We start from the raw sequence: 22833 nt of genomic DNA on the forward strand, positions 1-22833 counted from the left end.
GGGGAATGACGATTTATTAGTAGTGTACGTCCTTGGTGAAACTTGCCGCAAGTGTAATATTTCACCTGTCATCATAAAGGTAAATCGTGTACGATAATGGAAGAAATTCCAACACTATAATGCAACGTTGCAGATGAGACTGCTATCAGGTTTGGTTGGAATGAGATGCCGCGGAAAGCAGGTGTGTGATATTGAACGCAACAAGCAGATTAATTCGGGAAGATGAATTAGAAGACCTTTTGCTGCTTTATAAATTTCTCCAGCCCGGCGATCCGGAGCTCGCCAGAAATGATGAATTATACAAACATTGGCAAGATATTCTGAATGACCGGAATATGAATATCATTGTCGTGAAATATAAAGAGGTCATTGTCTCCTCCTGCGTCCTCGTTATTGTGAAAAACCTGACCCGCCATGCAAGACCCTATGGTTTGATCGAAAATGTCATTACCCATGAGAAATACAGACAGAACGGATTCGGCCGTATGGCTCTGGAAGAAGCCAAAGAGATCGCCAGAAAGAAAAATTGCTACAAGCTTATGCTGATGACTGGCTCCCATAGAGAAGAAATCCATCAATTTTATGAGAAAGCCGGATTTGTGAAAGGAAAGAAAACGGGATTTATCATTACAATGTAGAGAAATCGCCCTATCGCTGCATGGAGGCCTATGCCAAAATAACCGGGAGCCCTACGATCTCCTTCATGGCCTACAGATTCAGCAGAGCGCCAATCGCTCCACAGTACTCGCCTTTGCCGATAAAAAGAGGCTCGGCCCCACGCAGCCGGGTATAGCCTTCCACCGATCTTTTGAGGGGATCGTTATGATTGAAGGACGAACCGATAAATAGGATCGACGAAAGATTGAACTGTGCCGCTGCCAGAACGCTAGCCGTCGCCACCGTTTCCCCAACCAGCCCGATCACGGAAGCAAGCAGTTCTTCTTTGGATATGGAATCCGACGATGCCAACGCGGAAAGTCTGCCAAAATTGCTGGCCGTCAAATCCCCTGAAATGGGCGGTGTACGCCCTTCATAGATGTGGCTTACCTTCAAGTCTATCCGGTCCCGATCACCCAGGGCTGCCAGCCGAACGATCTCGTCAAAATCTGTCAGTCCCGTCAGCAATTGAGACAGCCCCATGATCGTTCCGCCCCCGACTCCCGTTCCGCCAACCCGATGCTGCTTACCGTTGCCTAAGTAATGAATGGAAGTTCCCGTGCCGACATTGGTCAAAATATGTGATTCCTCTGCAAGTCCCTCCTTGTCCAGAAGATAACGCGCACCTTGATATGTGGCTTCGAATTCCACCATTTCCGGGGCGGCAGGATCCGTTAACGCTTTTAACAGCATGGCTTTACCGCCGGTCACACAAATCCTCGCATGAGGAAATTGATTGATCCATTCCGCCGCAAGGGCCAACTGGGAAACGGAGAACGTTTTATATTCGATTGAAGCATCCTTCATATACGCGGCTTTGATCAGCGTACCGCCAGCATCCACACCAATTTTGATCATTGTCATCAACTCCCGAACCAATCAAATCAAAGAATAGGTAAATATAGGAAGGTAAATCCGGCATAACTATCGAATAATGATGAGAGAAGAATTTTGTTGAACGTTGGAGGCTGCAAATGAAACTGCCTGAAGAAATGAACGATAAACAATTTCAACCCTTACTGGACCATGTACAGCGCATGCAACAAGAAGCAGGCTCTTCAGCCGCTTCACTGATCGTCATTCAGAACGGTAAAATCGTGACAGAATGGTATGCCGGGTCGCACCATTTCAAATCGGGGGCGCGCAGCGTTTCAGCAGACTCTCTGTTTAATATCTACTCGACTAGAAAAACGTACATCGGCTTGGCGACTGCAATTGCGGTGATCGAAGGCAATTTGGACTTGGACAAGCCGTTACATAACTATATGGATGATCTTCCGCAAGAGGAGTTAGCCGGTATCACACTTCGCGATTTAGCGACAAAGACAGGCGCCAAATATTTCGGCGATCCTAAAATCGAGCGCGAAGAACTCGTTTGCAAGCTAATTAAACAGATTACCGGACAAAACATTGCCCAACTGATAACCGGTAAAGTTCTCAACCCGTTGGGATTATCGCATACGGAATGGGCCACGGCTCCAAAAGAAAGTCTGGTTTGCGACTTTCAGGCAGGCGACGGCTACGCTTCTGTCCGGATCGAATCAGACGAAGGGCATGAGCGCAATCTGTATACAAGTACCAGAGACTTGGCATACTGGGGTTACCTGCATGTCCAACAAGGCCGTATAAACGGCTCGCAGCTGTTGCCCGTAGAGGTTTTTAAGCTGTATGAATCATTAAGAGCCGATGAAATCCCGGAGAAACGAATTCTGGGCTGGTATTACCAGCAGGATTGGTATTATGCCACAGGCGCTGCTGGCTGCCACTGTGTTATTATACCCGAACATCAGGCTGTCGGGGTCAGAATGTACAACAAATATACGGACAACTATAAAGAAGATCAACATGACTTCAACAGCACTTTGCACTCAATTTTACAATTTCAATAAATTCCTTTAACGAACGGGAGATCCATTTCTTCGGGTGCATAACCAATTGCAAATCCAATCGAAGGTCGGAATGCGCAAACGGAAGAACGAGCAGCTCTCCTCTTCGTATCTCCTCCTCCGCCACCATTTTCGGCAGAAGAGCGATTCCTGTGCCAGCTCTTACGCATCTTTTGATTGCTTCGGGGTTTCCTATTTCCAAGCCGACCCGATAAGGAATCCTTCGGGATCGCAGAACCTTTTCCAGCATCATACGATAATTGCAGCTTTCTTCTGCCATAATCCATTCATAATCATTTAATTGGTCCAGCTCTGCATGATTAAGCTGAGATAAGGGATGATCCGGTTTAGCAATCAACACTAAAGGCTCTTCCCTAATTGTTAACCATTGCAGAGTCGGATCGGATGGTTTACTTTCAAGAATTAGTCCAATATCCAATTCGCCTTCTCTGACTTTCTCAAGAATGCGGTCTTCGCGTTCAGGCTGCAATCGAATGTTAAGGTCAGTATATTTGCTGCGAATCTGTTGGATAAGGGGTGGTAGATAATAAGAGGCTATCGAATCAATTGCCCCAATCGAAAGAGTCCCCCCGCCTTGCAAAGCAAGCTTTTCCTTGGACAATTGATAAAGATCCAGCATTTGAACCGTGATCTTTAATAATTCCTCTCCCGCGGAAGTAAGCCTCAAACCTTTGCTGTACCTTTCAAATAATTGTACGCCATATGCTTTCTCTAATTTCTGAATCTGTATGGTAACACTTGATTGCGCGTAACCGAGTTCCTCGGCAGCCCGGGTGAAACTTTGGCGCAAGGCGACCTCCCGGAAGGTTTGAAGATATACGAGATCCATTCGCCCACCTCATTAATAATATTGATAATGCTCATCACTTATTATAGCTAACAGTAATGGCTTCCGCTATGATAAATTAAATGCATCAAACCATAACGGGAGGTTATTTTATGTTAATGGAGCAAGATTTAAGAGGTCTTTTCCTGCCGGTTGTAACCCCCTTCCTACCCAACGATGAGCTGGATTCGGAATCTTATCGGAACTATTTGAGCAAGCTTTTAACCTACGACATTCAAGGTCTGGTCATCAACGGTACTACCGGGGAGTCGCCGACGGTATCCTGGGAAGAGGTAGAGCGGCTCGTTCAGTGGACCAAAGAAATCATGCTGGAGAACAATAGGAACGTCCCCCTTATTATAGGAACAGGAACGAATGACACGGCTTCGACAATAAAACGGACAGAATGGGCAGGGCAATTGGGGGCAGAAGCAGTGCTTGTCGTCATTCCTTATTATAATAAGCCCTCACAGGAGGGAATCATTGAGCACTTTCGGAGGGTTTCTCAAGTCGGAGTCCCCATCATCGTATATGAGATCCCTTCCCGTACCGGGGTTCGACTAACCACGAAGACGGCCAGAACGATCATGGATTTAAATGGAGTCATCGGATTAAAGGACAGCACTGGCGGTATGGAGCTGATTTCAGAGTTGACACGTTACGGTACCAAGCCTGTTCTATGCGGGGATGACCCTTATTTTTACGCGATGTTGAGTCAAGGAGAGACGGGAGGTATATTGGCGTCAGCCAATGTGAATACACAGCTGTATATCGATGTTATCAACCTTCACCGTCAAGGTGATATTCGTGCAGCTAAAGATACGTTTAACCTTCTGGTTCCTTTCATTCAGCTGTTATTTCGGGAATCCAATCCTTCGCCTCTAAAATGGCTGCTTGCTCGGCAGGGCCTCATCAAGTCTGACAAACTTCGTCTGCCGATGAGCCCCATCACTTTGGAGCTGCAGGCCGATTTGGAAATGGCACTACAACGTCTGCCCCTTAATCTGTAAGAATGCGATTAGGCCGGAAACCTTCAAAAGAAGAGGGTTTCCGGCCTTCTGTGCCAACATCGCTCTCCCGCCTTATTAATTTCAGACAAACTACGAATTAGCCAGGCTTGCAGTGACTACCGTTTGTCGCAGCTCGTTGTTGCTGACTTTGACATTAATGACTTTCGTCGTGCGATTGCCTTGCCGGTCGGTGATGATGATTGTAATCTTGTCTTCCTTCAGCTGATCGGGATAGCCTTCCAATTGCATATGCCCGATTCCTGACCCGTCGTCGCCTGCCGCAAGTATTGATTTCTCCTGTGTATCCGGATTTCCCTGATTTGACCCTGCGCCGAGAAAATGGGAATAGTTATCCGCCGCTGCCCAATTATACATATTCCAGGCGGTCCAGCGATACCATATCTTCCCGTAGTCATGAAAGTCGTCGTCGAACGTCATCGCCATATGCTTATCGTAAAGAAGATTGAAATCAGCCTCGGAAACCTGACGTTCTTCATCGAATGTCTGGTAAATGTTAGGGTTCCAAAATTTCTCGTCCTGCGTCTTCGTCCAGTCCACTGCGTAAATGTATTCATTTTTTGTGGAGATTTCTATTTTTGCGATATTTTCTCCGTCAATAAAAAATTCCAGACCCGGTCTTGCATTGACGTTGCTGACGGCCGTACCGAAATCTTCAGAGCTTTTCTGATTATCCGCCAATCTGAATACGGCCCCGTCCTGGCCGATTTTCACATCAATGGCGTACGCTGATATTTTTTCTCCAAACGGGTAACTGAGAAAAACAACCAAAGCCAACAGGATACCGATCGCCAGGGCAGCCCATTGCACGCGCAGAGGCCTTAATGGTTGTTTCGCATGTTCGGCAGGCTGCTGGCGATGCCGTAAGCTGTCCCTCATCCGCTCCTTTTGGTTCTTGTCAGGTGTCATGTTTTCGAAGATCGCCGTTAATTCCTCTCTATTCATGGACATCATCTCCCAGCTCCAATTTCAATCGCTTTCTGGCATTTCGCATCTGCGTTTTCACCGTATTGATATTCAGCTTCAGTATGTTTGCGATCTCGGCTACCTTATAACCCTCGTAATAATATAGATACAAAACCAACCGGTAGGTCGGAGGAAGCTTGCGCAAATGGTCCTCCATATCCCGGCTCAGGACAGTATCCGCGTCTGCGTGTTCAAGCGAGCAAGCATCGAGATCGACAACTTTTTTCCTCCACCATTTGCGGAGCAAATCACGGCAATGATTTCGGGCAGTCACAATAAGCCATGCCTTCTCATGTTCGGTATCGACGAACAATTTGCCGCTTTCCATCAGTTTGACAAAAACCGATTGGACCGCATCCTCTGCATCCTGCCTGTTGCCCATAAGCGAAAAACATACCCGATAGACGACATTGATGTGACGGTCGTATACGGCAGTAATGGCGCTGTCCATAGGTTCAGACGGCTTGGCATCGGCAACGCGCCTGTGCGCAAACAACAAAGATATCTTCACCAGCCTCCTCCCCCTTCCTCTCTCAAAACACGTTGCAAAGGAGCAAATGGTTTTCTTGGCTGCAAATAATAATTTGTACTTGACGGCTGCCCCGGTTTCTACTGCCGATCATCACATTTATTAAACGACAAAAAGAGCAAAAAGACACCCTGTAGAGGCGACTTCTTGCCCTTCGTTCTCCATGCTATGTTTATCGCCCTATTCCTGAATAGGCCGGGCCTGAACGCCTTCAAAAGTAATTTGTACCGGCTGGATGGTGCCATCCTCATTGAAAAACATCCGGTCGATGCACACGGCGCGGTGATTGCGGTCGGTTTCTGTCAACGGCCTCCGGTGATACACGATATACCATTCATCTTCCCCGGGAATTTGAATCATCCCGTGATGGCCTGCGCTAGTCGCAATATCAGGATTTTGCTGCAAAATCTTGCCGACACGCTCAAACGGTCCGATCGGGGACGATGAGATCGCATAAGCGACCGAATAATCGGGCTGTCCCCAGCCGCCCTCCGCCCACATGAAATAATAGCTGCCGCCTCGTTTAATCATGCAGGGTCCTTCCACAAACAGCTCCGGCGTCACTTCCTTGTACACTTCTCCGTCCTCGAATGTGTCCAGGCTGATCATATCCTCATTCAGCTTGACCACATTGCAGTGGCCCCAGCCTCCATAATACAAATAGGCGCTGCCGTCATCGTCAATATAGACATGGGGGTCTATCGGCTGGGCGCCATGGTGGAATTTATCGATTAGCGGACGGCCGATGGCATCGCGGAACGGTCCCTCCGGCTTGTCGGCAACGGCAACACCGATTCCGCCTAACTCGTCATCGCTCTGGATATCGTTCGCTGCAAAATAATAATAATATTTGCCCCCGCGCTCGATCGGGGACGGAGCCCACATCGCCCGCCAAGCCCAGGAAATATCGGCCATCTTGAGTATGTTTTCAACCTTCGTCCACTCTACCAGATCCTTGGAGTAGAAGGCATCGAAGAAAGCCTGTTGCTCGTAAGGAGCCGAATAGGTCGGGTAAATCCAGTAGTTTCCTTCAAATATGCGCGCTTCCGGATCGGCATACCAGCCGGGGAAAATAGGATTGCCGGATGTTTTGCTGCTTGATGAGGTCATAAGAATGTCTTCACTCCTTGGGTATAGGAAAACCACTATGAACATGGCTTTTATCTTATTGTAGTTGATTTCATCCCTGTTGACCACATCTGCAGCAATTATTGCCTTCAAACAACCGACAATTGAATTTCACCCACAAGCGCCCATTCTTTTGAAACCGTATCCTTTAGATAAACGAGTATGGGATAATCGCCTTTCGTGTTAAACGTGTAGGTGAATTCGCTTGACCTGAACCAGAATTTCTCCTTTTGTTCCTCAATATGTTGGGTTTGGATCGTATCCGTTTCATTTCCTGGATTGGAGATGGTAATTTTCAAATCGGAGATTTCTGTTTTCAGGTTATCAATCTGTACAAATACCGTAAACGTATTACGACTCCCGTTTTTGACCGCGCCAAATATCTTTTTTTCACTATCCAATAAAGCAATATTCACATTTGGCTTGTAGATTTTCACCATTTTTTTCGATTCATCCCATGCGATCAGGCTATGTAAATTGTCAGATAGTTGAGATAAAGAAAGGTAGGTTTCCCCATCGGAGGATAATCCTCCTTTATCCTGAAGGACATTGTTAATATAAACGCTGATGACCGAACTATTGGATGCAGCGTAAAGCATCGTTCCTCCAGAAAAAAGAATCGCAATGAATAAAACGGTGAGTTTTCTTATTTTCATCAAACTCCCCCTCCTGCTATCAAGTCTTGGAATGATCATAATCGCCCCAAAAATGTCTACATTGGTTATACCTTCCAATTCATAAATGGTTGCGTTTGCTGCTTATATTTACTTAAGCAATGCCAGCAGAGTCCGGACGGCATTATCCGCAAATGCCCGCTCCGGGCGGGATTTCATCATGACCGTCAGCCCAATCAACGCCACCACCAGAGTCTGAGCCAACGCCTGCGCATTCGTGCCGCTCTCGAATTCCCCTGTCCGGATCCCTCTTTCGATCGTTTCCTGGAATAAAGCGGCCAGATACATCTGATGTTCCCTTGTGAGAATTTCCATTTTTTTATCATGCGGGGCAAGCTCCACCATCGTGTTGAGGCAAAAACATCCCCTGTTGGGTCCATTCCCGTATTCTCCTGCCACCAGATCCTCAAAGTAGGAGCGGAACGCTTCTTTGGCCGATTCGTGGTGCTGCAGCTTTGCACGGGCATTGAAAGAATGGGTTTGGGTATATTTGCGGAGCGCCGCTTCAAACAGGCCCTGTTTATTTCCGAATGCAGCATATATGCTTGGGCGTTGAATATTCATGGCTGAAGTAAGATCGCTTAAAGAAACAGCCTCATACCCCTTCTCCCAAAAAAGCTGCAGAGCGGCATCCAGCGCTTTATCCTCATCAAATTCCCTCGGCCTTGCCATCAATGCACCTCATTTCGTATCGATCAGTATATTATGATGGTAGTAGAAATCCTTCCATTTGTCAAATCCGTTCATTATTATTTTCTATTATGATCACCGATTTGATCGCCATTCAGTTGATGATCGTTAAATTCCGATTGACAGTGTCAGATGGAATCGTTATATTTACATGTAATAATTACGTACCAATTGGTACGTAACGGAAAGTGGAATATTATTTTGTTTAAGGAGCTGGGAATGAAATGAATGATGCGCAGCAAAACACAGATAACAGCATCCCCCGAAATAACGGCGGACCCGGTCCACAACCGGCAGAAAAAGACTCCATGAAGCACAAAGCCGTTTCGGCTCCTACGCTGAAACGTTCCATGGCTTTGATGTTTGCCGTATCCTGCGGGCTTGCTGTAGCCAATATTTATTATGCGCAGCCGCTGTTGGACGCTCTTGCCTATGAGTTCGGCATTGGGCATGAATACGTCGGCCTGGTAATTACAATCACACAGATTTGTTATGCGCTGGGTCTTCTGCTGCTTGTGCCGCTCGGCGACCTGTTGAATCGCCGCCGGTTGATTGTCGTGCAGCTGCTGCTGTCGGCGGCGGCACTGCTCGTTGTCGCCGCCGCGCCTTCAGGAGCTTTATTTATGACGGGGATGGCTATGGTCGGGATGCTTGCGGTGGTGACTCAAGTGCTGGTAGCGTATGCCGCTTCATTGGCTTCGCCTGAGGAACGCGGTCAGGTAGTTGGATGGGTGACAAGCGGGGTGGTCATCGGAATTCTGCTGGCCCGAACTTTTGCCGGAATCATGATGGATCTGGCGGGATGGCGTTCGGTTTATTATGTCTCTTCTGTATTGACGCTGATAATGGCCTGCATGTTGTTCCGGACACTGCCGCGATACGATGCTCGGAAAGCGCCGCTCTCCTATCTGCAGCTGCTTCGTTCGGTATTCGCCTTATTCCTGCAGGTGCCTGTGCTGCGCGTTCGCGCCGCATTGGCCTTCTTTATATTTACCGCCTTCAGCATTCTTTGGACTTCGCTTGTGTTTCCTCTGAGCGCGCCGCCGCTTTCGCTTTCCCATACGGCCATCGGGGCGTTCGGCCTCGCCGGGGCAGCCGGGGCATTAGCCGCAGCAAGGGCGGGGCGGCTGGCTGACCGGGGATTGGGGCAGCGAACAACCGGGATCGCGCTTTTCCTTCTGCTCCTCTCGTGGCTGCCGACCGGTTATGCCGTACATTCGCTGCTTGCATTAATCGTCGGAGTTGTCCTGCTCGATCTGGCGGTACAGGCCGTACATGTCACCAACCAGAGCATGATCTACAGCGTTCGTCCGGAGGCGCGCAGCCGGCTCACGGCCGGCTATATGATTTTTTATTCCATTGGCAGCGCCGCCGGATCTATCACTTCCACCGCCGTTTACGCCCAAGCCGGATGGACCGGCGTATGCCTGCTCGGCGCTGCAGTCAGCGCCATCGCGTTGTTCTTCTGGGCAATGACCCGCCGGACCGGGGGCCGGCCGCAGAATACTTGACAGATCAGTACAGAATAGATAATCTAGTTTCATTAAGGATTCTAAAAAGAAAGGAGCCCGGCGATGAGCAAAAGTGGCAGACCACGTGAATTTAAAGATAAGACGGTCATAGAAGCCGCCATGGAAGTTTTTTGGACCAACGGGTATGAAGCATGCTCGACGGAAGATCTGTGCAAGCAAACAGGTCTTGGCAGAGGGAGCTTATATAATGCTTTTGGAAGCAAACATGAGCTGTATGAACATGCCCTGCTGCGGTATCATGAAGCGGGCATTCAAGCGCAAATTGAGATTTTAGAGAAACAAGGGCTGCTTAAAGACCGCCTGCGCGCACTGCTGAATTGGGCAATTCAAGAGGATTTCTCGAATGAGGGGCGTAGAGGCTGCCTTCTGATCAACGCTGCTATGGAGCGAGCCCAGCGAGATCCGGCGGTCGAGCGTATATTCAAGCAGCATGTGGAACTGTTGGAGCAAGCGATAAGAAAAGCGATAGAGATCGGTCGGAATGCTGGAGAAATTTCACAGCAGCATCAGACATCAGAGCTGGCCAGCATGTTTCTCAGCAGCTACTATGGACTCCGCGTGCTGAATGCTGCTGTACAAAACCGTGAGATGGCTGCCCATATTGTCGAAGGAACATTGGCCTCCTTTTTTTAACGTTGCTTGCAGCGTTATATTTTTTCAGCAATTTTGTACTGATCATTACAATTTTATGATTTTAATCAAGAATAGGAGTTGTCGTAATGCCCTTCGCTATTTACGTACTGGGTCTCATGATATTTTCGATGACCACTTCCGAGTTCATGGTGGCCGGGATGATGTCTTCGCTTTCGGAGGAATTCGGGGTATCTGTCGCGGCCGTCGGCTATCTTATTTCCGCTTATGCCGCAGGCATGATTATTGGAGGTCCCCTGTTAACGGTCGGACTATTAAAGGTTTCCCGCAAACAAGCCTTGCTGTTACTGGCTGTAATCTTCCTTGCAGGGCAAACTCTTGGCGCATTAGCCGCAAGCTACGAGGTCATGATGGCTGCCAGAATCATTACCGGCATTTCTTCAGCGGCCTGCTTCGGCGTTTCGCTAGCTATCTCCTTTGAGCTTGTCAGTCCTCATTCACGCGGCCGGGCTGCTTCAATCGTCCTTGGGGGTTTAATGGTCGCCACCGCGGTAGGGCTGCCGTTGGCCATGTTGTTCGACCAGCATTTTGGTTGGCGTTCCAGTTTTTGGGCAGTTGATTTATTGGTTCTTGCATCCGGATTAATTGCGTTCTGGGTTATTCCACTATCTTCAAGACCGGAATCCATCGGTATAAGGAGCGAACTGACTGCTTTTGGGAATCGAAACCTTTGGGCAGCGTATGCAACCAGCATGTTAATTATAGGCGCTACGTTTGCTGCATTCAGTTATTTCTCACCCATCTTGGTTGAATTGGCCGGTTTCACCACGGGGGTGGTTCCGCTTCTCTTGGGTATATATGGAGCGGCTACCGTTATCGGCAATATTATTACCGGCAGATTTTCCGATCATTACACGATGCCTATTCACATCATCGGACTCGTCACTCTAACCGCTGCGTTATTCATATTTGGGCTCTTTGCTCACAATCAGACCGTTGCTCTCATTGCCGTCATCGTAATCGGTTTAGTGGGGGTTCCCCTGAATCCAGCTATGTCCACCCGGATCACGCGGATTGCCGGCACCGGAACATTAGTTACAACGGTACATGGCTCCGTTATCAGTCTCGGCGTTGTTGTCGGTTCCTCAATCGGCGCACTTACGATCGACGCCGGATACGGCCTCTCGTCACCTTTGTGGGTTGGTGCCCTATTAGCAGTTCTTGGCTTGCTGTCGCTGTTCCCCTTCTTGCAGAAAAAGAGTTAATCCTCTTCCCCGGAATTCCTGCAGGTGGCTTAACCGCCACCCTCCTCAATGGGCATGAACAACAAACAGGCTTTGCAATTATGAAATAATCATGTATGAATCAATTTTCATAATTAGGGAAAATCGCTATATGAAATTGATTCGTATATAAAAATAATTCATCATGTATATGTTATTCATATTTTCCATAGGAACTGCCCCATGATAATCTATACAAGTCAGAAATCAGACTGGTATTCAATTCCCTGGTTTCATTGTTGTTCCATAGAGGAGATCAAGATCATAGATGCTGCCAAAATCAGCTTTTCCATTACTGCTAATAAATATGTTTCTTGCTAATCTAAGCATGGGTCTTGTCATTCCGATCGTGCCGGAGCTTCTCAGGGAGTTTTCCGCAAGCGGTCAGGCTGCGGGATATTTGGTCTCCAGCTTCGGTTTGACTCAGTTTCTATTCTCGCCTCTTGCGGGCAATTTGTCAGATCGTTACGGCCGTAAACCGATGATTATTACTGGCCTGATCTTGTTCGCCATCTCTAATTTGCTGGCGGCATTAGCAGGCGATCTAACTTTATTATTTGTGTCGCGGTTGATTGGCGGAATAGGCTCGGCCGCCTTGATCCCGCCCATTATCGCGTATATTGCCGATATTACAGCAGATGATAAGCGCAGCAAGGCGATGTCATGGTTAGGGGCGTCGATGACCTCGGGATTTATTATCGGTCCGGGGATCGGTGGATTGCTGGCGGAATGGGGCATCAAGATGCCATTCTTCGCATCTGCCTGTGTGGGATTGCTGGCGATGATCTGCAGTCTGTGGGGACTGCCTGAATCGCTGTCGGCGGACATTCGCCAGATGCGACGGGAACTGAAGGAGAAGAGGGACAATATTTTTCGTCAAATTGCGCTTTCGGTCCGATCCCGGTATTTCATCCTGCTGCTCATTGTTTTCGCAATGACCTTCGGATTAACGCATTTTGAAGCGATTTTCCCGCTTTTTGTCGTACAGGTATACGGATTCACGACGCGTCAAATTGCTATTTTGCTTACCGTGTGTTCGCTTATCGGCACCTTGAATCAACTTGTGTTGACGGACCGGATCACACAACGGTTCGGGGAACAACGCGTTATCGCTTCCATGTTATTGCTATCGGCGGTATCGCTCGTGTTCTTGTTATTTTCCGGCAATTACTATTATGTCATGGGGATCATGATGCTATTTTTTACGTTCAATAATATTTTGCGTCCCGTGATCAACACCCTGCTGTCCAAAGCGGCCGGGGAGGATCAAGGATTTGTGGCAGGGATGAATAATGCCTATACAAGTCTGGGGACGATCTTCGGACCGATGCTGGCAGGTATTTTATTTGAATTCCATGTTGGCTTGCCTTACCTGTTTGGCGCATTTGTACTGCTCGTGAGCAGCGTCGTATCGGTTAAGCGGTTGAGAAGAGGACTGAAGGCTAAAGCTTCTTAACCGTCTCCAGCCTTTAGTCCTCTTTCCTGTAGGTATAAGGCTGTAGATGCCTTTCTCTCTCTTCATATAACGCAATAAAGTTTTGCGCCGTTTTGGATAAGCGGTGATTTTTCAGCCATATTAATCCAAGTGGGGATGACAACTCAACTGCCGGGGAAATTTTGTGAGCATGGATAGCATGTCCATTATGCCGGTTCAGCAGTGTTTCCGGCACAATCGATGAACAAAACTCCGTCGAAACCAAATCCATCAAAAGCAGGATGTCGGAACATTCGCCGGCTATATGGGGATGCAGATGGAACCTGGAGAATGCTTCCAAAATTAAATAATGCACGCCCAACCCCTGTGTGCTTGGCAATAAGAGCCGTTCGCGGGCAATGTCCGTGAGCGAAACTTCCTGTCCGAACCGTTTCTGATTCCGGGATGTAATGAAATAGAACGGTTCCGTATACAGATGAAGGACCGTAAAATCATCCAAAACAAGCGGCAATCGAACGAATGCCAGTTCAATCTCCCGGCTCCGCACTAGTTGGCAAAGATGGGCGGACTCGTTTTGCTGAATCTTATAGGTCACCCTCGGATATTGTTCTTGAAATCGATGAAGAATTTCGGGCAAACGCGCAACCGAAAATGTATTCACACCTATCGCCAGTCTGCCGTTCGCTCCGTTTTCGACTTCCCGTACTTCCATTTTTGCTTCTTCCATTAATTGATCCATCTGCAAAGCGTACCTGTATAAGGTCTTCCCGGCATCCGTTACTTCCAAAGACTTCCCGTCTCTCTCCACCAGGATAGCGCCAAGTTCATTTTCCATTTCCTTCAATTGCTGACTTAATGGCGGTTGAGAGATATGCAGTCGCCTCGCCGCTGCGGATATGCTCTTCTCTTCCACAATCGCGATAAAATATCGCAGTTTTCGAATATCCATCATCCAAACCACTCCTTATCTATATGAAAAACATATGGATATTTTACTTTATATATAATTTTCATGTGATTGCTTTCATGGTAGCATATTAAAGGAACAAAAGAAAAAGGGGGCCTATCGATGTATCGCCTCTTGGTGATTGTATTTGTTGTATGGCTTTCCGCGTGCCAAAGTGTATCGAATGGATCCCAATTTAATCAAAAGAAGGTGGAAATCATGAACCAGCAATTGATTGCGTCATCGGAGAAAGGTGATACGGATCAAGTTCTCAAGCTGCTTCAAGGCGGAGCGGACATCAACGCAACGGATGGAAACGGCAGAACGGCCGTCTTGGCGGCAAGCAGGAACCAGCATACAGAAACGGTAAAGGTATTGATCCAAAAAGGAGCGGACATTAACTTGCGCGACAACAGCTTGGATAATGTGCTACTATATGCCGGCGCGTCCGGGTATCTCGACATTGTTCGGCTTGCGATTGAAGCCGGCGCCGATACAAAACTGACGAACCGCTTTGGAGGCACCGCACTCATTCCGGCATCGGATCGCGGTCATGTCGAGGTTGTTCAGGAATTGCTCACGAATTCCGATGTCGATATCAATCACATCAACAATTTACACTGGACGGCATTATTGGAAGCGGTCATTTTGGGCGATGGCGGCGAGAGGCATCAGAAAATCGTACAGCTGCTTGTCGATCATGGAGCAGATGTAAATATTGCTGACCGTGACGGGGTCACGCCACTACAGCATGCACAGAAAAGCGGGTACAGGGCCATTGAAACGATTCTCATAGGGGCGGGGGCAAAATAACTTGATAAACGATACAGATCTTAACCATTTGCGTCGCTGTATTGAACTGGCAAGGGCAGCTTTGGAAGTTGGGGACGAGCCCTTCGGTTCCGTCCTGGTCTCCGCCAATGGAGAACGGCTTGCTGAAGACCACAACCATGTTGCCGGCGGCGACCATACCCAGCACCCTGAGTTTGCTTTGGCACGCTGGGCAGCCGGGAACATGACAGCTGAGGAACGAAGCAAGGCGACTGTATATACATCGGGCGAACACTGCCCGATGTGTGCCGCCGCCCACGGCTGGGTTGGATTAGGCAGGATCGTTTATGCCAGCTCCACCGAACAGCTGGTGCAATGGCTGCATGAAATGGGAGTTGCCGCATCGCGTGTTCGCAGTCTTCCGATTCAAGCTGTTATCCGCGATACTCCAATCGACGGTCCTGTTCCCGAGCTTGCAGAGCAAGTTCGCGAGCTCCATCGACTTTTTCACCTGCCAATGGAGTGAACACGTACCGCCTCAAGAAACGTAAACAAAGCAGAACCCCTTTCCTTCCGCAGGCAGGTTGTCCTATGCTTATCGGCTATACGAGCCTCTCGGGCTCCCTCCCTGCAAATTTTGCACCCATTTTAAGAGGAGCATCCCACCGCTCATGAGCGATGATTGACGTTGTTGACTTAGAGAATAGAAAAATACATCACCCGGGGCACGTGGCCCACATGATGATGTATTCAAGATCCGCATACTGCTCCGGTATCGCTCAACCATCGTACATTTATTCAAAATGTCCCGAACAATTACCGCATTATCTTGAGTAATGCAAGAAAAAATTTCATCCATTCTTTGCATACGATTGGAAGAAGAAAGCCGTGGATGACGGGGCTGATGGAACAGCGTGGTTTGAGCCTAGGAAAGTCATGTCCCTGTGGCCAGGTCAAACCGAACGTTCAAAACCTGCGCTTAACCCTCCCGCAATATCTGCTTCTCCCTTCCGCCTTAGATGGTAGGCTAAAGTAGCCAAGCCAAGCGCCAACCCCCAGATAGGCCATGTAAGCTCAGGGGCATAGGTAGCTATATTCCCTTCCGGAAAAGCCCCTTTTATCCAAAGACGGTTATACATCAGACCTGTTATAAAGACAACAATGGAAATGAACGTCGCAGGTATAATCGCCATCGTAGGCGGGACCCGCTTGCCGGAAACGAAGGGGAACCATCGAGGAAATATCTCACCCCATCGGCTGATCAGACCTAAAGTTAAAACGGCTCCCACTGCCCCAGTCGTTCCAAGCGCCGCTCCGAATAACCATATGCCTGGAGTGTCTTGTGCCTCTTCGATCAGAAACGCTTTGCTAACTCCTAAAGGGATATTAAATGCCCATGCCCAGCGAGTCAATGAGTAAATGAGCGGTAGGGACACGGCTGTGTAGGTTGCCCACTTTCCCCATCTTTCAATAGCTGCCGGCTCGAGCCATTTTGAAACTTTCTCGGCACGTCCACTATCTTCTTTCCTTCTTTTCTTCATATAAGTGATGGCAGTACTTCCCCAAAGAATACCTCCTCCCAGACAAAGAAACTGGTTGATCGAAGGCCAATCCAAAAATTCAAATTTTAAGAGCAGTACATAAGCGACAAGTGCAAGTACCCTATAGTCACAAACCACACATACAATTACAATAACAAAACTCCATGAAATGAATTGAGGGATGATTCGAGGAATATTCCCCCCACCCCAAGTTCCAATGATGAGCAATGCATTAATAACTCCGATCAAGCCCGCGATGGCAATGACAAGTGCACCACCCTCTGCCTGTACGTTAGCAAGCATAGATACATCAGTACCTAGCGGATCTCCTGCTCCAAAAGGAAACCCCTTCCCGCCCATTAGCCAGAATAACCCTAGCACCCCGTATAGCAAAGACCACAACAATGCACCATAACCTGATATGATTTTATTCTTCATCCTGTTATCCCCCTATTCAATGATTCGTTATGATTTTTCACAACTCGTACACTTACCGCGTCTTCGGTAATAATAAGCCAGCGTCCCCGTGCCCAGCGCAATACCCCATATTGGCCACCAGGCCATGGGATCCAACAACAATCCGAAACCGTTTTTTGCATGCATGTGGATGACCGTCAGCCCGCATGTGGTGATAAAGACCGCAACAATCGATGCAGGAACGATTGCTAAAGCTAGAGGAACTGGTTTGCCTGACAATCCAATCATCCAACGAGGGAAAATTTCACCCCATCTCTTAATCAACCCCAGGGTTAGTAATCCACCGCAAGCCCCAATCGATGCCAATGCAGCTCCTGCCAACCATAATCCCGTCTCATGCAAAGATCGTAAAGCCTCTTGATCGATACCGAAAGGGATGCCCAGCGCCCAAAGCCATCGCATGATCGAATAGGCAAACGGCAATATAAATGCAGTATAAGTAGCCCACTTCCCCCATCTCGCCGCCGTGTTTCGCGACTTCCAGCCGTGGTCTGACGTTTCTGTATGGGAGCATCCGCAGCTTAGGCACGAGCCACGAATGAGACGCAGATAAGAAATCGCCGTGCCCAGCCATAGGAATCCTCCAACCATACAGAGGAACTGATTGAGTACAGGCCATGGTAGTGCTGTCTCTATGAAATTCACAGGCGGCCAGCCAAATGGAGCGCCAACAATAACGATAGGTATATATGCGAAAGCGGTTATAGCTCTTGAATCCGGAATGACAATAAGCAGGAAAACAAAATTGGCCCATGCGTACACAAGTGGCCCCCATAGCAGCCATTTTCGATTAAACTTCCGAGCAATCATTGCTCCTATGACAGCACCCAAAAAGCCCCACACAGCAAGGGATAAAGAACCCGGTTTCGCTTGGAGGTTCCCCAGAAACGAGTTATAATGATGCGGATCACCCTCTCCGAATGGATATCCTACTCCTGTCAGCGTCCAATAAACAGCCATTATTCCGTATAGAAGTGACCAGGCTGCAGCCGCATAAGCAATCCATGATGGCCATTTCCTTAGCCATAGGTATGAGCTGTGACTCTTCACTACATTTGTATTCTTCACGTCTTTTTTCACTAGTTTCAACTCCTTCTATATATTTGATATAATTGATATCGTTTTCTACCAACCACAACTTGTTATACGTGCACAAAAATACCCGCATGCTTTATAGGCAGCGGGTTTGTTCGACACTATCGAATCACACTCGTGACCGCCCCTATAATGCTCCGGCCGATCATTCATCGACCTGTTAACAACATTATAGCGAGCTCAAGTAAACAGGAGGTAAACGGCAAACTAACGATAGCTTAAATCGTTTCTGTAGGTAGTTGTATGGTGATGGATGTCCCTTGGTTCTTCTGACTCCTAATTGTTAGTTCCCCGCCAAGAGCCTGGATAAACTGCCTTGCGATCGATAGCCCCAGGCCGGAACGCTCGGATGAAGGGGAATTCTGATCAAGATGTTTTTGAGTTGTTTCGTCGAAGCTAAAGCCGATTCCGTTATCCTCTATGCTTAATTCCACCACTTGAGATTCATTTTGGGTGATACGGATTATGATTTCTGTTCCCGCTGGATTATGAGCAATCGCATTGACTAACAAGTTGCGCAGGGCTCGTGTCAGCAGTTTCGAATCGCATTTCAACCGAAACCTCTCCAGCTTTGAATCTATGGTCAAGAAGTAATTGGCAGCCCCTGGCGCACTGATGACATCTGCAGCGATTCTGCGGACCAGTTCATTCAGATCCACATCTTCTCGCTGTATAGGAATTTGATCATGTACCGTCTCGTTCAGATCTTGGACCAATTCCCTAAGATGGTCTGCCTTCTGATGGATGATGGACAAAAATTCCTTGCGTTCCTCTTCGCTCCACGGATACCCTTCGTTCATCAGCATGGAGGAATAACCGGATATATAAGTTAACGGGGTTTTGAGATCATGCGAAATTCCGCTAATCCACTCGTGCTTCACTTGTTCAGCATCTCTTTTATCCTGTTCGTTCTGCTTTAGTGTTTTTGTTAATGTCATTAAATGATCGAACAATTCCTGATAAAGGGCGTACGGACCTTTAAGTTTACCCGTTTTCTTCTCCGAATGGATGGTTGGCCAGTGTACGGGAGCCTCATAGATTCCTTTCGCCAGATATCTGACCCATACGATCATATAATAGAAGGGTCTGCCTATATACCAGCCAAAAAAGAGCAGCACCAGCATAAACAGAAATCCACCTGATACCAGAACAAACGTTTCGACACTGCCTTCAGTGAGATTCGGAGCAATAAACGCTGAAAACAGAGCCAGCAGCGCATAAATGCCCGCAAGCATAAATATAAAAGCCACCAGCAGCTTAAGCGCAATTCGTATCATGAAACTCATCGTTTCGACTCTCCGGAGGGCGGTATGAATTTATAACCGATTCCTCGTATTGTAACGATGATCTTGGGATCGGACGGATTCGGTTCGAGCTTTCGTCTTAGTCTTGATATATGGATGACAACCGTCTTTTCATCTCCTTGCACCATGGATCCCCATACTTGTTCGTATAGTTGCTGAGCGGTGAATACCCGGTTCGGATGATTGCAAAAATAGTGAAGAAGCTCAAATTCCTTAGCAGGACAAGGAATTTCCTCATTATTTATGAGCAGTTGACCTGTTGTTTTATTTATTGAAAACACGTCATAAGCAAATATTTTCTCTGATGGTAAAAGGGAAGTAGAATAGATCGTCCCTCTTCTCAGATGAGCTTTGATGCGAGCGACGACCTCTAAGGGTTGAAACGGTTTAGTCACGTAATCATCTCCGCCCATGGATAATCCCTGCAATTTGTCGATATCCCCGGAACGTGCGGTGAGAAACATGATCGGCGCGTGCGTTATTTTTCGCAATTCCATGCACAAGGTAAAACCGTCTATTTCGGGAAGCATTACGTCCAGTACGATCAACGAGTAAGAAACCGTTTGAACAGCTTTCAACGCCTCTGGAGCCGTATTAGCTTTAGAAATCCGATTAAAACCTTCTTTTCGCAGGAGACTTTCCAACATAATCAAAATGCCTTCTTCATCATCGATTAACAATATTGGCTCATTAAACAGAATACAAACCACCCTTCGATCGTTCCCGATATCGATAATTGTTGATAGATCTAGATTGATTTCTCCTAAAGAATCTGCCAACCCTGCCGCTTAGCTTCCGCACGGAAGTCCGGTGTCGGAGATACGGCAACAGGGTAGCCCACCGACTCCAACATGAATCGCTCCGCCCCTTCTATTCGTAATATCACTAATTTGCGTTCCTTCATAACATCTCCTCTGGTGGCTTCGTCTTTCGGGTCTTGGATGTTAACCTCCTTATGTAAAACCATCGGGTTGCTTCAACTATAAATATATCAAATTTATTGACATGAGTCAGAAAGAAGCCCGGACAGTTATACGTGTATTGACACTTACTTTTACAACAGTACCTGTAATAAAAGTGCGTACTTACATTATTGTACTGTTTTTTTTATACTCAAAATAATCAAGAAGGAGGAAAATTCATATGAAAACTCTTGTTATCGTGGCACACCCTAACTTGGAAACGTCTGTAATAAACAAACGGTGGGTAGAGGAATTGCAAAAATATCCGGAAAAGTATACGGTTCATGAATTGCATAAGGTTTACCCCGATGGAAATATTGACGTAGAACAAGAACAAAGATTAGTAGAATCACATGGCAACCTTGTTTTTCAGTTCCCTATTCATTGGTTTAATTGTCCACCGCTCCTAAAAAAATGGCTTGACGATGTATTGTCATATGGTTGGGCATATGGCTCCACAGGCCACGCATTAAAGAACCGCAAAGTTGCACTTGGCGTTTCGGCAGGAATCAAAAAAGAAAACTATAGCGAACAAGGGAGATATCGATATACACTTGAGCAAATGTTGGTTTCTTTCGAGACGACCTTTCAATACTGTAAAGCAAATTTCCGTTCGCTCTTTGCTGTTTACGGGAAGGAAGACGAAGCAGGCGAAAACGTGCCGGGATCGGAAAGCGAACAATCTGTTAGCCAATTGATAAATAGCGCTCAGGATTATTTACATTTTATCGATAATATGTAAGCTGCGTTTAACACCTGGAAATAAAGAAGTATTTCCTTCTTCGGGAGATGGCAATCCTATTGCTGTACTAGCCCTTTGGCGCCATGTTTTGCTCCCCCCACTCGCACATCATACTCAGAAGCGGCATGAGGGTTAAACCACGTTCAGATAAGGAGTACTCCACCTTTGGAGGTACTTGCGGAAACTCCTCGCGTATAATAATTCCATCCGCCTCCATCTCTTTCAACATAATACTGAGTGTTTTAAAGGTGATTGAACCGATAGATCGCTTTAGTTCGTTAAACCGCATAACTTTATTTTCTGATAGCCAATACATAATAATCATTTTATATTTGCCGCCTACTATGGACAACGTATATCCGAAGCCGGTGTCTTTTAGTCGTACTCCGCTTGGAACACAGGTATCACGCAATGCATTCACTCTCCATTTCTTAAGTTTTAGAGGCATACCAGCTTGCAGGGCTTCTTCACAATCCGTTGCTTCCATTCGCCGGTATGCCTCATGACTCAACACGTTGTATAGCCCCTTTCCACATGACATTATTCTGACTATATCATCCGATCAATAAGGATTGCTACCAAGACACAGCGAAACAAACCAACGCCCGAGGCTGCCGTACGAGCGAGGCCATAGACAGGTATGCCCTCCCATTCACTCCAGACCAACTGTATCGATACAGTTGGAGAAAAATGACGTTGTTCCACTTATCGTTTTATCATATCTTCAAATTAACGGTTTAATACGTTCGCGAACACGCTGCCGTTAGTTGGAGAGGATGATGCAACATGAGTCAAAAGGAAATAAGGCTTCCCTATTTCATTGCCGTGCTTAACGCGGTCATTATCGGATTGTCATTTTTGTTTGCCAAGCTCGTACTCGATTATGCCGACCCACTCGACACGCTGGCCTTTCGCTTTGCCATATCGTTTCTGGTCATGTCCGTTCCGGTGGCTTTCGGCTGGGTTAAGCTTTCCTACCGCGGCAAGCCGATCTACAAAGTACTGCTGATGGCAACACTGTACCCACTTGCATTCTTCCTGCTTCAAGCGTTTGGGCTTCAGCATGCCAGCTCGGCGGAAGGGGGCATTCTGTATGCGTTCACCCCAGTCGTTACCCTGATGTTCGCCTCCCTGTTTCTGAAAGAGGTCACTACCATTTTACAGAAGCTGTCGATCTTTCTGTCGGTACTCGGCGTCGTGTTTATCTTCGTCATGAAAGGCAGCAGCATCGATCTATCGAACCTGACAGGGATCTCGTTGTTATTGCTGACCTGTGTCACTTTTGCCGGATATACCGTTCTGGCCCGCTCGCTATCCAAGCAGTTCAGACCAGCGGAAATTACTTATTTGATGATGGGCATCGGGTTCATCTTTTTTCTGATCACTACGTTTACTAGCCATGCGTCCAAAGGCACACTTCATCACTTATTTTCTCCATTCACCAGCGGCATCTTTATCGTATCCATTCTCTTCCTGGGGGTTGTATCCTCACTATTTACGGCATTAATGGCCAACTACATCCTGTCCAAAATGGAAGCATCTAAAATGAGCGTATTTGCCAATCTCTCTACCATCGTCTCCATGACAGCCGGGGCGGTGTTTCTGGGGGAAGAAGTGACAATCTATCACCTGATTGGCTCGATTATGATTATAGCTGGGGTTATCGGTACGAATAGACTAGGCCGAAAAAAAACATCGGAGAGCCGCAATAAATTAACGGAAGTAAATAGTTCAAGGAGCTGAATATAA

The 22833-nt window shown here is 47.3% G+C and carries 24 protein-coding genes; 11 read left to right on the forward strand and 13 right to left on the reverse strand.

Annotation, left to right across the window (positions count from 1 at the left end; genetic code table 11):
- Positions 1-185 precede the first annotated feature (185 nt).
- The gene (locus tag IEY46_RS22015) at positions 186-638 is read left to right on the forward strand and encodes a GNAT family N-acetyltransferase (RefSeq protein ID WP_373288855.1); all 453 of its coding nucleotides are present in this window, start codon (positions 186-188) and stop codon (positions 636-638) included.
- A gap of 70 nt (positions 639-708) precedes the next feature.
- Here the strand turns inward: IEY46_RS22015 and coaW are convergent, their stop codons facing one another.
- Positions 709-1515, reverse strand: a complete 807-nt coding sequence (coaW, locus tag IEY46_RS22020) for a type II pantothenate kinase (protein WP_229750459.1) — start codon at positions 1513-1515, stop codon at positions 709-711.
- A 116-nt stretch (positions 1516-1631) separates the two neighbouring features.
- Here coaW and IEY46_RS22025 point away from each other — a divergent pair, with 116 nt between their 5' ends.
- Positions 1632-2546: a serine hydrolase domain-containing protein gene (locus IEY46_RS22025; RefSeq protein ID WP_188995053.1), complete on the forward strand. Its 915-nt coding sequence runs from the start codon at positions 1632-1634 to the stop codon at positions 2544-2546.
- Here IEY46_RS22025 and IEY46_RS22030 read toward each other — a convergent pair.
- On the reverse strand, positions 2509-3393 hold the full coding sequence (locus IEY46_RS22030; RefSeq protein WP_188995055.1) for a LysR family transcriptional regulator: 885 nt from the start codon (positions 3391-3393) through the stop codon (positions 2509-2511). The genes IEY46_RS22025 and IEY46_RS22030 overlap by 38 nt on opposite strands.
- Positions 3394-3503: 110 nt before the next feature.
- Here IEY46_RS22030 and dapA point away from each other — a divergent pair, with 110 nt between their 5' ends.
- Positions 3504-4400: a 4-hydroxy-tetrahydrodipicolinate synthase gene (dapA, locus tag IEY46_RS22035; protein ID WP_188995057.1), complete on the forward strand. Its 897-nt coding sequence runs from the start codon at positions 3504-3506 to the stop codon at positions 4398-4400.
- Between the two features lie 90 nt (positions 4401-4490).
- Here the strand turns inward: dapA and IEY46_RS22040 are convergent, their stop codons facing one another.
- From IEY46_RS22040 to IEY46_RS22060, 5 genes are all read right to left on the reverse strand, one after another.
- Positions 4491-5363: a hypothetical protein gene (locus IEY46_RS22040; protein ID WP_188995059.1), complete on the reverse strand. Its 873-nt coding sequence runs from the start codon at positions 5361-5363 to the stop codon at positions 4491-4493.
- Positions 5356-5895: an RNA polymerase sigma factor gene (locus IEY46_RS22045; protein WP_188995061.1), complete on the reverse strand. Its 540-nt coding sequence runs from the start codon at positions 5893-5895 to the stop codon at positions 5356-5358. The genes IEY46_RS22040 and IEY46_RS22045 overlap by 8 nt, the downstream gene beginning before the upstream one ends.
- Before the next feature lie 198 nt (positions 5896-6093).
- Complete coding sequence (locus IEY46_RS22050) at positions 6094-7023, reverse strand: glycoside hydrolase family 43 protein (protein ID WP_188995063.1); 930 nt, start codon at positions 7021-7023, stop codon at positions 6094-6096.
- Positions 7024-7130: 107 nt separating this feature from the next.
- Positions 7131-7697, reverse strand: coding sequence for a copper amine oxidase (locus tag IEY46_RS22055; protein WP_229750460.1), 567 nt, complete (start codon positions 7695-7697; stop codon positions 7131-7133).
- 108 nt (positions 7698-7805) lie between these two features.
- Complete coding sequence (locus IEY46_RS22060; RefSeq protein WP_188995068.1) at positions 7806-8387, reverse strand: TetR/AcrR family transcriptional regulator; 582 nt, start codon at positions 8385-8387, stop codon at positions 7806-7808.
- 326 nt (positions 8388-8713) lie between these two features.
- Here IEY46_RS22060 and IEY46_RS22065 point away from each other — a divergent pair, with 326 nt between their 5' ends.
- The 4 genes from IEY46_RS22065 (at position 8714) to IEY46_RS22080 (ending at position 13267) form a co-directional block, all read left to right on the forward strand.
- Complete coding sequence (locus IEY46_RS22065; RefSeq protein ID WP_188996109.1) at positions 8714-9916, forward strand: MFS transporter; 1203 nt, start codon at positions 8714-8716, stop codon at positions 9914-9916.
- Positions 9917-9979: 63 nt separating this feature from the next.
- Positions 9980-10570, forward strand: coding sequence for a TetR/AcrR family transcriptional regulator (locus IEY46_RS22070; protein ID WP_188995070.1), 591 nt, complete (start codon positions 9980-9982; stop codon positions 10568-10570).
- Positions 10571-10656: 86 nt separating this feature from the next.
- On the forward strand, positions 10657-11793 hold the full coding sequence (locus tag IEY46_RS22075; RefSeq protein ID WP_188995072.1) for an MFS transporter: 1137 nt from the start codon (positions 10657-10659) through the stop codon (positions 11791-11793).
- A 286-nt stretch (positions 11794-12079) separates the two neighbouring features.
- Positions 12080-13267: an MFS transporter gene (locus IEY46_RS22080; RefSeq protein ID WP_188995074.1), complete on the forward strand. Its 1188-nt coding sequence runs from the start codon at positions 12080-12082 to the stop codon at positions 13265-13267.
- 13 nt (positions 13268-13280) lie between these two features.
- Here IEY46_RS22080 and IEY46_RS22085 read toward each other — a convergent pair whose 3' ends face one another.
- Positions 13281-14195, reverse strand: coding sequence for a LysR family transcriptional regulator (locus tag IEY46_RS22085; protein ID WP_188996111.1), 915 nt, complete (start codon positions 14193-14195; stop codon positions 13281-13283).
- Positions 14196-14411: 216 nt separating this feature from the next.
- On the opposite strand from IEY46_RS22085, the gene IEY46_RS22090 reads away from it, so the two are divergent.
- The gene (locus IEY46_RS22090) at positions 14412-15005 is read left to right on the forward strand and encodes an ankyrin repeat domain-containing protein (protein ID WP_188995076.1); all 594 of its coding nucleotides are present in this window, start codon (positions 14412-14414) and stop codon (positions 15003-15005) included.
- A 1-nt stretch (position 15006) separates the two neighbouring features.
- Positions 15007-15489 (forward strand): nucleoside deaminase, encoded by a 483-nt coding sequence (locus IEY46_RS22095; RefSeq protein WP_188995078.1) that lies wholly within the window; start codon positions 15007-15009, stop codon positions 15487-15489.
- Positions 15490-15916: 427 nt separating this feature from the next.
- Here IEY46_RS22095 and IEY46_RS22100 read toward each other — a convergent pair whose 3' ends face one another.
- The 4 genes from IEY46_RS22100 to IEY46_RS22115 form a co-directional block, all read right to left on the reverse strand.
- Positions 15917-16942, reverse strand: a complete 1026-nt coding sequence (locus IEY46_RS22100; protein WP_188995080.1) for a hypothetical protein — start codon at positions 16940-16942, stop codon at positions 15917-15919.
- Positions 16943-16969: 27 nt separating this feature from the next.
- The gene (locus IEY46_RS22105; RefSeq protein WP_229750461.1) at positions 16970-18061 is read right to left on the reverse strand and encodes an MFS transporter; all 1092 of its coding nucleotides are present in this window, start codon (positions 18059-18061) and stop codon (positions 16970-16972) included.
- A gap of 233 nt (positions 18062-18294) precedes the next feature.
- Complete coding sequence (locus tag IEY46_RS22110; protein WP_188995082.1) at positions 18295-19362, reverse strand: sensor histidine kinase; 1068 nt, start codon at positions 19360-19362, stop codon at positions 18295-18297.
- Entirely contained in the window at positions 19359-20159 is an 801-nt protein-coding gene (locus IEY46_RS22115; protein ID WP_308422826.1) for a response regulator transcription factor, read from the reverse strand. Before IEY46_RS22115 ends, IEY46_RS22110 begins: the two co-directional genes overlap by 4 nt.
- A 364-nt stretch (positions 20160-20523) precedes the next feature.
- Here IEY46_RS22115 and IEY46_RS22120 point away from each other — a divergent pair, with 364 nt between their 5' ends.
- Entirely contained in the window at positions 20524-21084 is a 561-nt protein-coding gene (locus IEY46_RS22120; RefSeq protein ID WP_188995084.1) for an NAD(P)H-dependent oxidoreductase, read from the forward strand.
- Between the two features lie 67 nt (positions 21085-21151).
- Here IEY46_RS22120 and IEY46_RS22125 read toward each other — a convergent pair whose 3' ends face one another.
- The gene (locus tag IEY46_RS22125; RefSeq protein WP_229750511.1) at positions 21152-21496 is read right to left on the reverse strand and encodes a winged helix-turn-helix transcriptional regulator; all 345 of its coding nucleotides are present in this window, start codon (positions 21494-21496) and stop codon (positions 21152-21154) included.
- A gap of 374 nt (positions 21497-21870) precedes the next feature.
- Between IEY46_RS22125 and IEY46_RS22130 the strand changes: the two genes are divergently transcribed.
- The gene (locus IEY46_RS22130; protein ID WP_188995086.1) at positions 21871-22827 is read left to right on the forward strand and encodes a DMT family transporter; all 957 of its coding nucleotides are present in this window, start codon (positions 21871-21873) and stop codon (positions 22825-22827) included.
- Positions 22828-22833: the final 6 nt, after the last annotated feature.

The sequence above is a fragment of the Paenibacillus nasutitermitis genome, from assembly GCF_014641075.1.
GTDB lineage: Bacteria > Bacillota > Bacilli > Paenibacillales > Paenibacillaceae > Paenibacillus_Z > Paenibacillus_Z nasutitermitis.

Coding starts and splice junctions, on each gene's coding strand:
- IEY46_RS22080 (WP_188995074.1), top strand. CDS start 12,080: ATGCTGCCAAAATCAGCTTTTCCATTACTGCTAATAAATATGTTTCTT.
- coaW (WP_229750459.1), bottom strand. CDS start 1,515: ATGATCAAAATTGGTGTGGATGCTGGCGGTACGCTGATCAAAGCCGCG.
- IEY46_RS22050 (WP_188995063.1), bottom strand. CDS start 7,023: ATGACCTCATCAAGCAGCAAAACATCCGGCAATCCTATTTTCCCCGGC.
- dapA (WP_188995057.1), top strand. CDS start 3,504: ATGTTAATGGAGCAAGATTTAAGAGGTCTTTTCCTGCCGGTTGTAACC.
- IEY46_RS22070 (WP_188995070.1), top strand. CDS start 9,980: ATGAGCAAAAGTGGCAGACCACGTGAATTTAAAGATAAGACGGTCATA.
- IEY46_RS22130 (WP_188995086.1), top strand. CDS start 21,871: ATGAGTCAAAAGGAAATAAGGCTTCCCTATTTCATTGCCGTGCTTAAC.
- IEY46_RS22055 (WP_229750460.1), bottom strand. CDS start 7,697: ATGAAAATAAGAAAACTCACCGTTTTATTCATTGCGATTCTTTTTTCT.
- IEY46_RS22060 (WP_188995068.1), bottom strand. CDS start 8,387: ATGGCAAGGCCGAGGGAATTTGATGAGGATAAAGCGCTGGATGCCGCT.
- IEY46_RS22085 (WP_188996111.1), bottom strand. CDS start 14,195: ATGGATATTCGAAAACTGCGATATTTTATCGCGATTGTGGAAGAGAAG.
- IEY46_RS22120 (WP_188995084.1), top strand. CDS start 20,524: ATGAAAACTCTTGTTATCGTGGCACACCCTAACTTGGAAACGTCTGTA.
- IEY46_RS22030 (WP_188995055.1), bottom strand. CDS start 3,393: ATGGATCTCGTATATCTTCAAACCTTCCGGGAGGTCGCCTTGCGCCAA.
- IEY46_RS22025 (WP_188995053.1), top strand. CDS start 1,632: ATGAAACTGCCTGAAGAAATGAACGATAAACAATTTCAACCCTTACTG.
- IEY46_RS22110 (WP_188995082.1), bottom strand. CDS start 19,362: ATGAGTTTCATGATACGAATTGCGCTTAAGCTGCTGGTGGCTTTTATA.
- IEY46_RS22040 (WP_188995059.1), bottom strand. CDS start 5,363: ATGAATAGAGAGGAATTAACGGCGATCTTCGAAAACATGACACCTGAC.
- IEY46_RS22065 (WP_188996109.1), top strand. CDS start 8,714: ATGAAGCACAAAGCCGTTTCGGCTCCTACGCTGAAACGTTCCATGGCT.
- IEY46_RS22100 (WP_188995080.1), bottom strand. CDS start 16,942: ATGAAGAATAAAATCATATCAGGTTATGGTGCATTGTTGTGGTCTTTG.
- IEY46_RS22090 (WP_188995076.1), top strand. CDS start 14,412: ATGAACCAGCAATTGATTGCGTCATCGGAGAAAGGTGATACGGATCAA.
- IEY46_RS22075 (WP_188995072.1), top strand. CDS start 10,657: ATGCCCTTCGCTATTTACGTACTGGGTCTCATGATATTTTCGATGACC.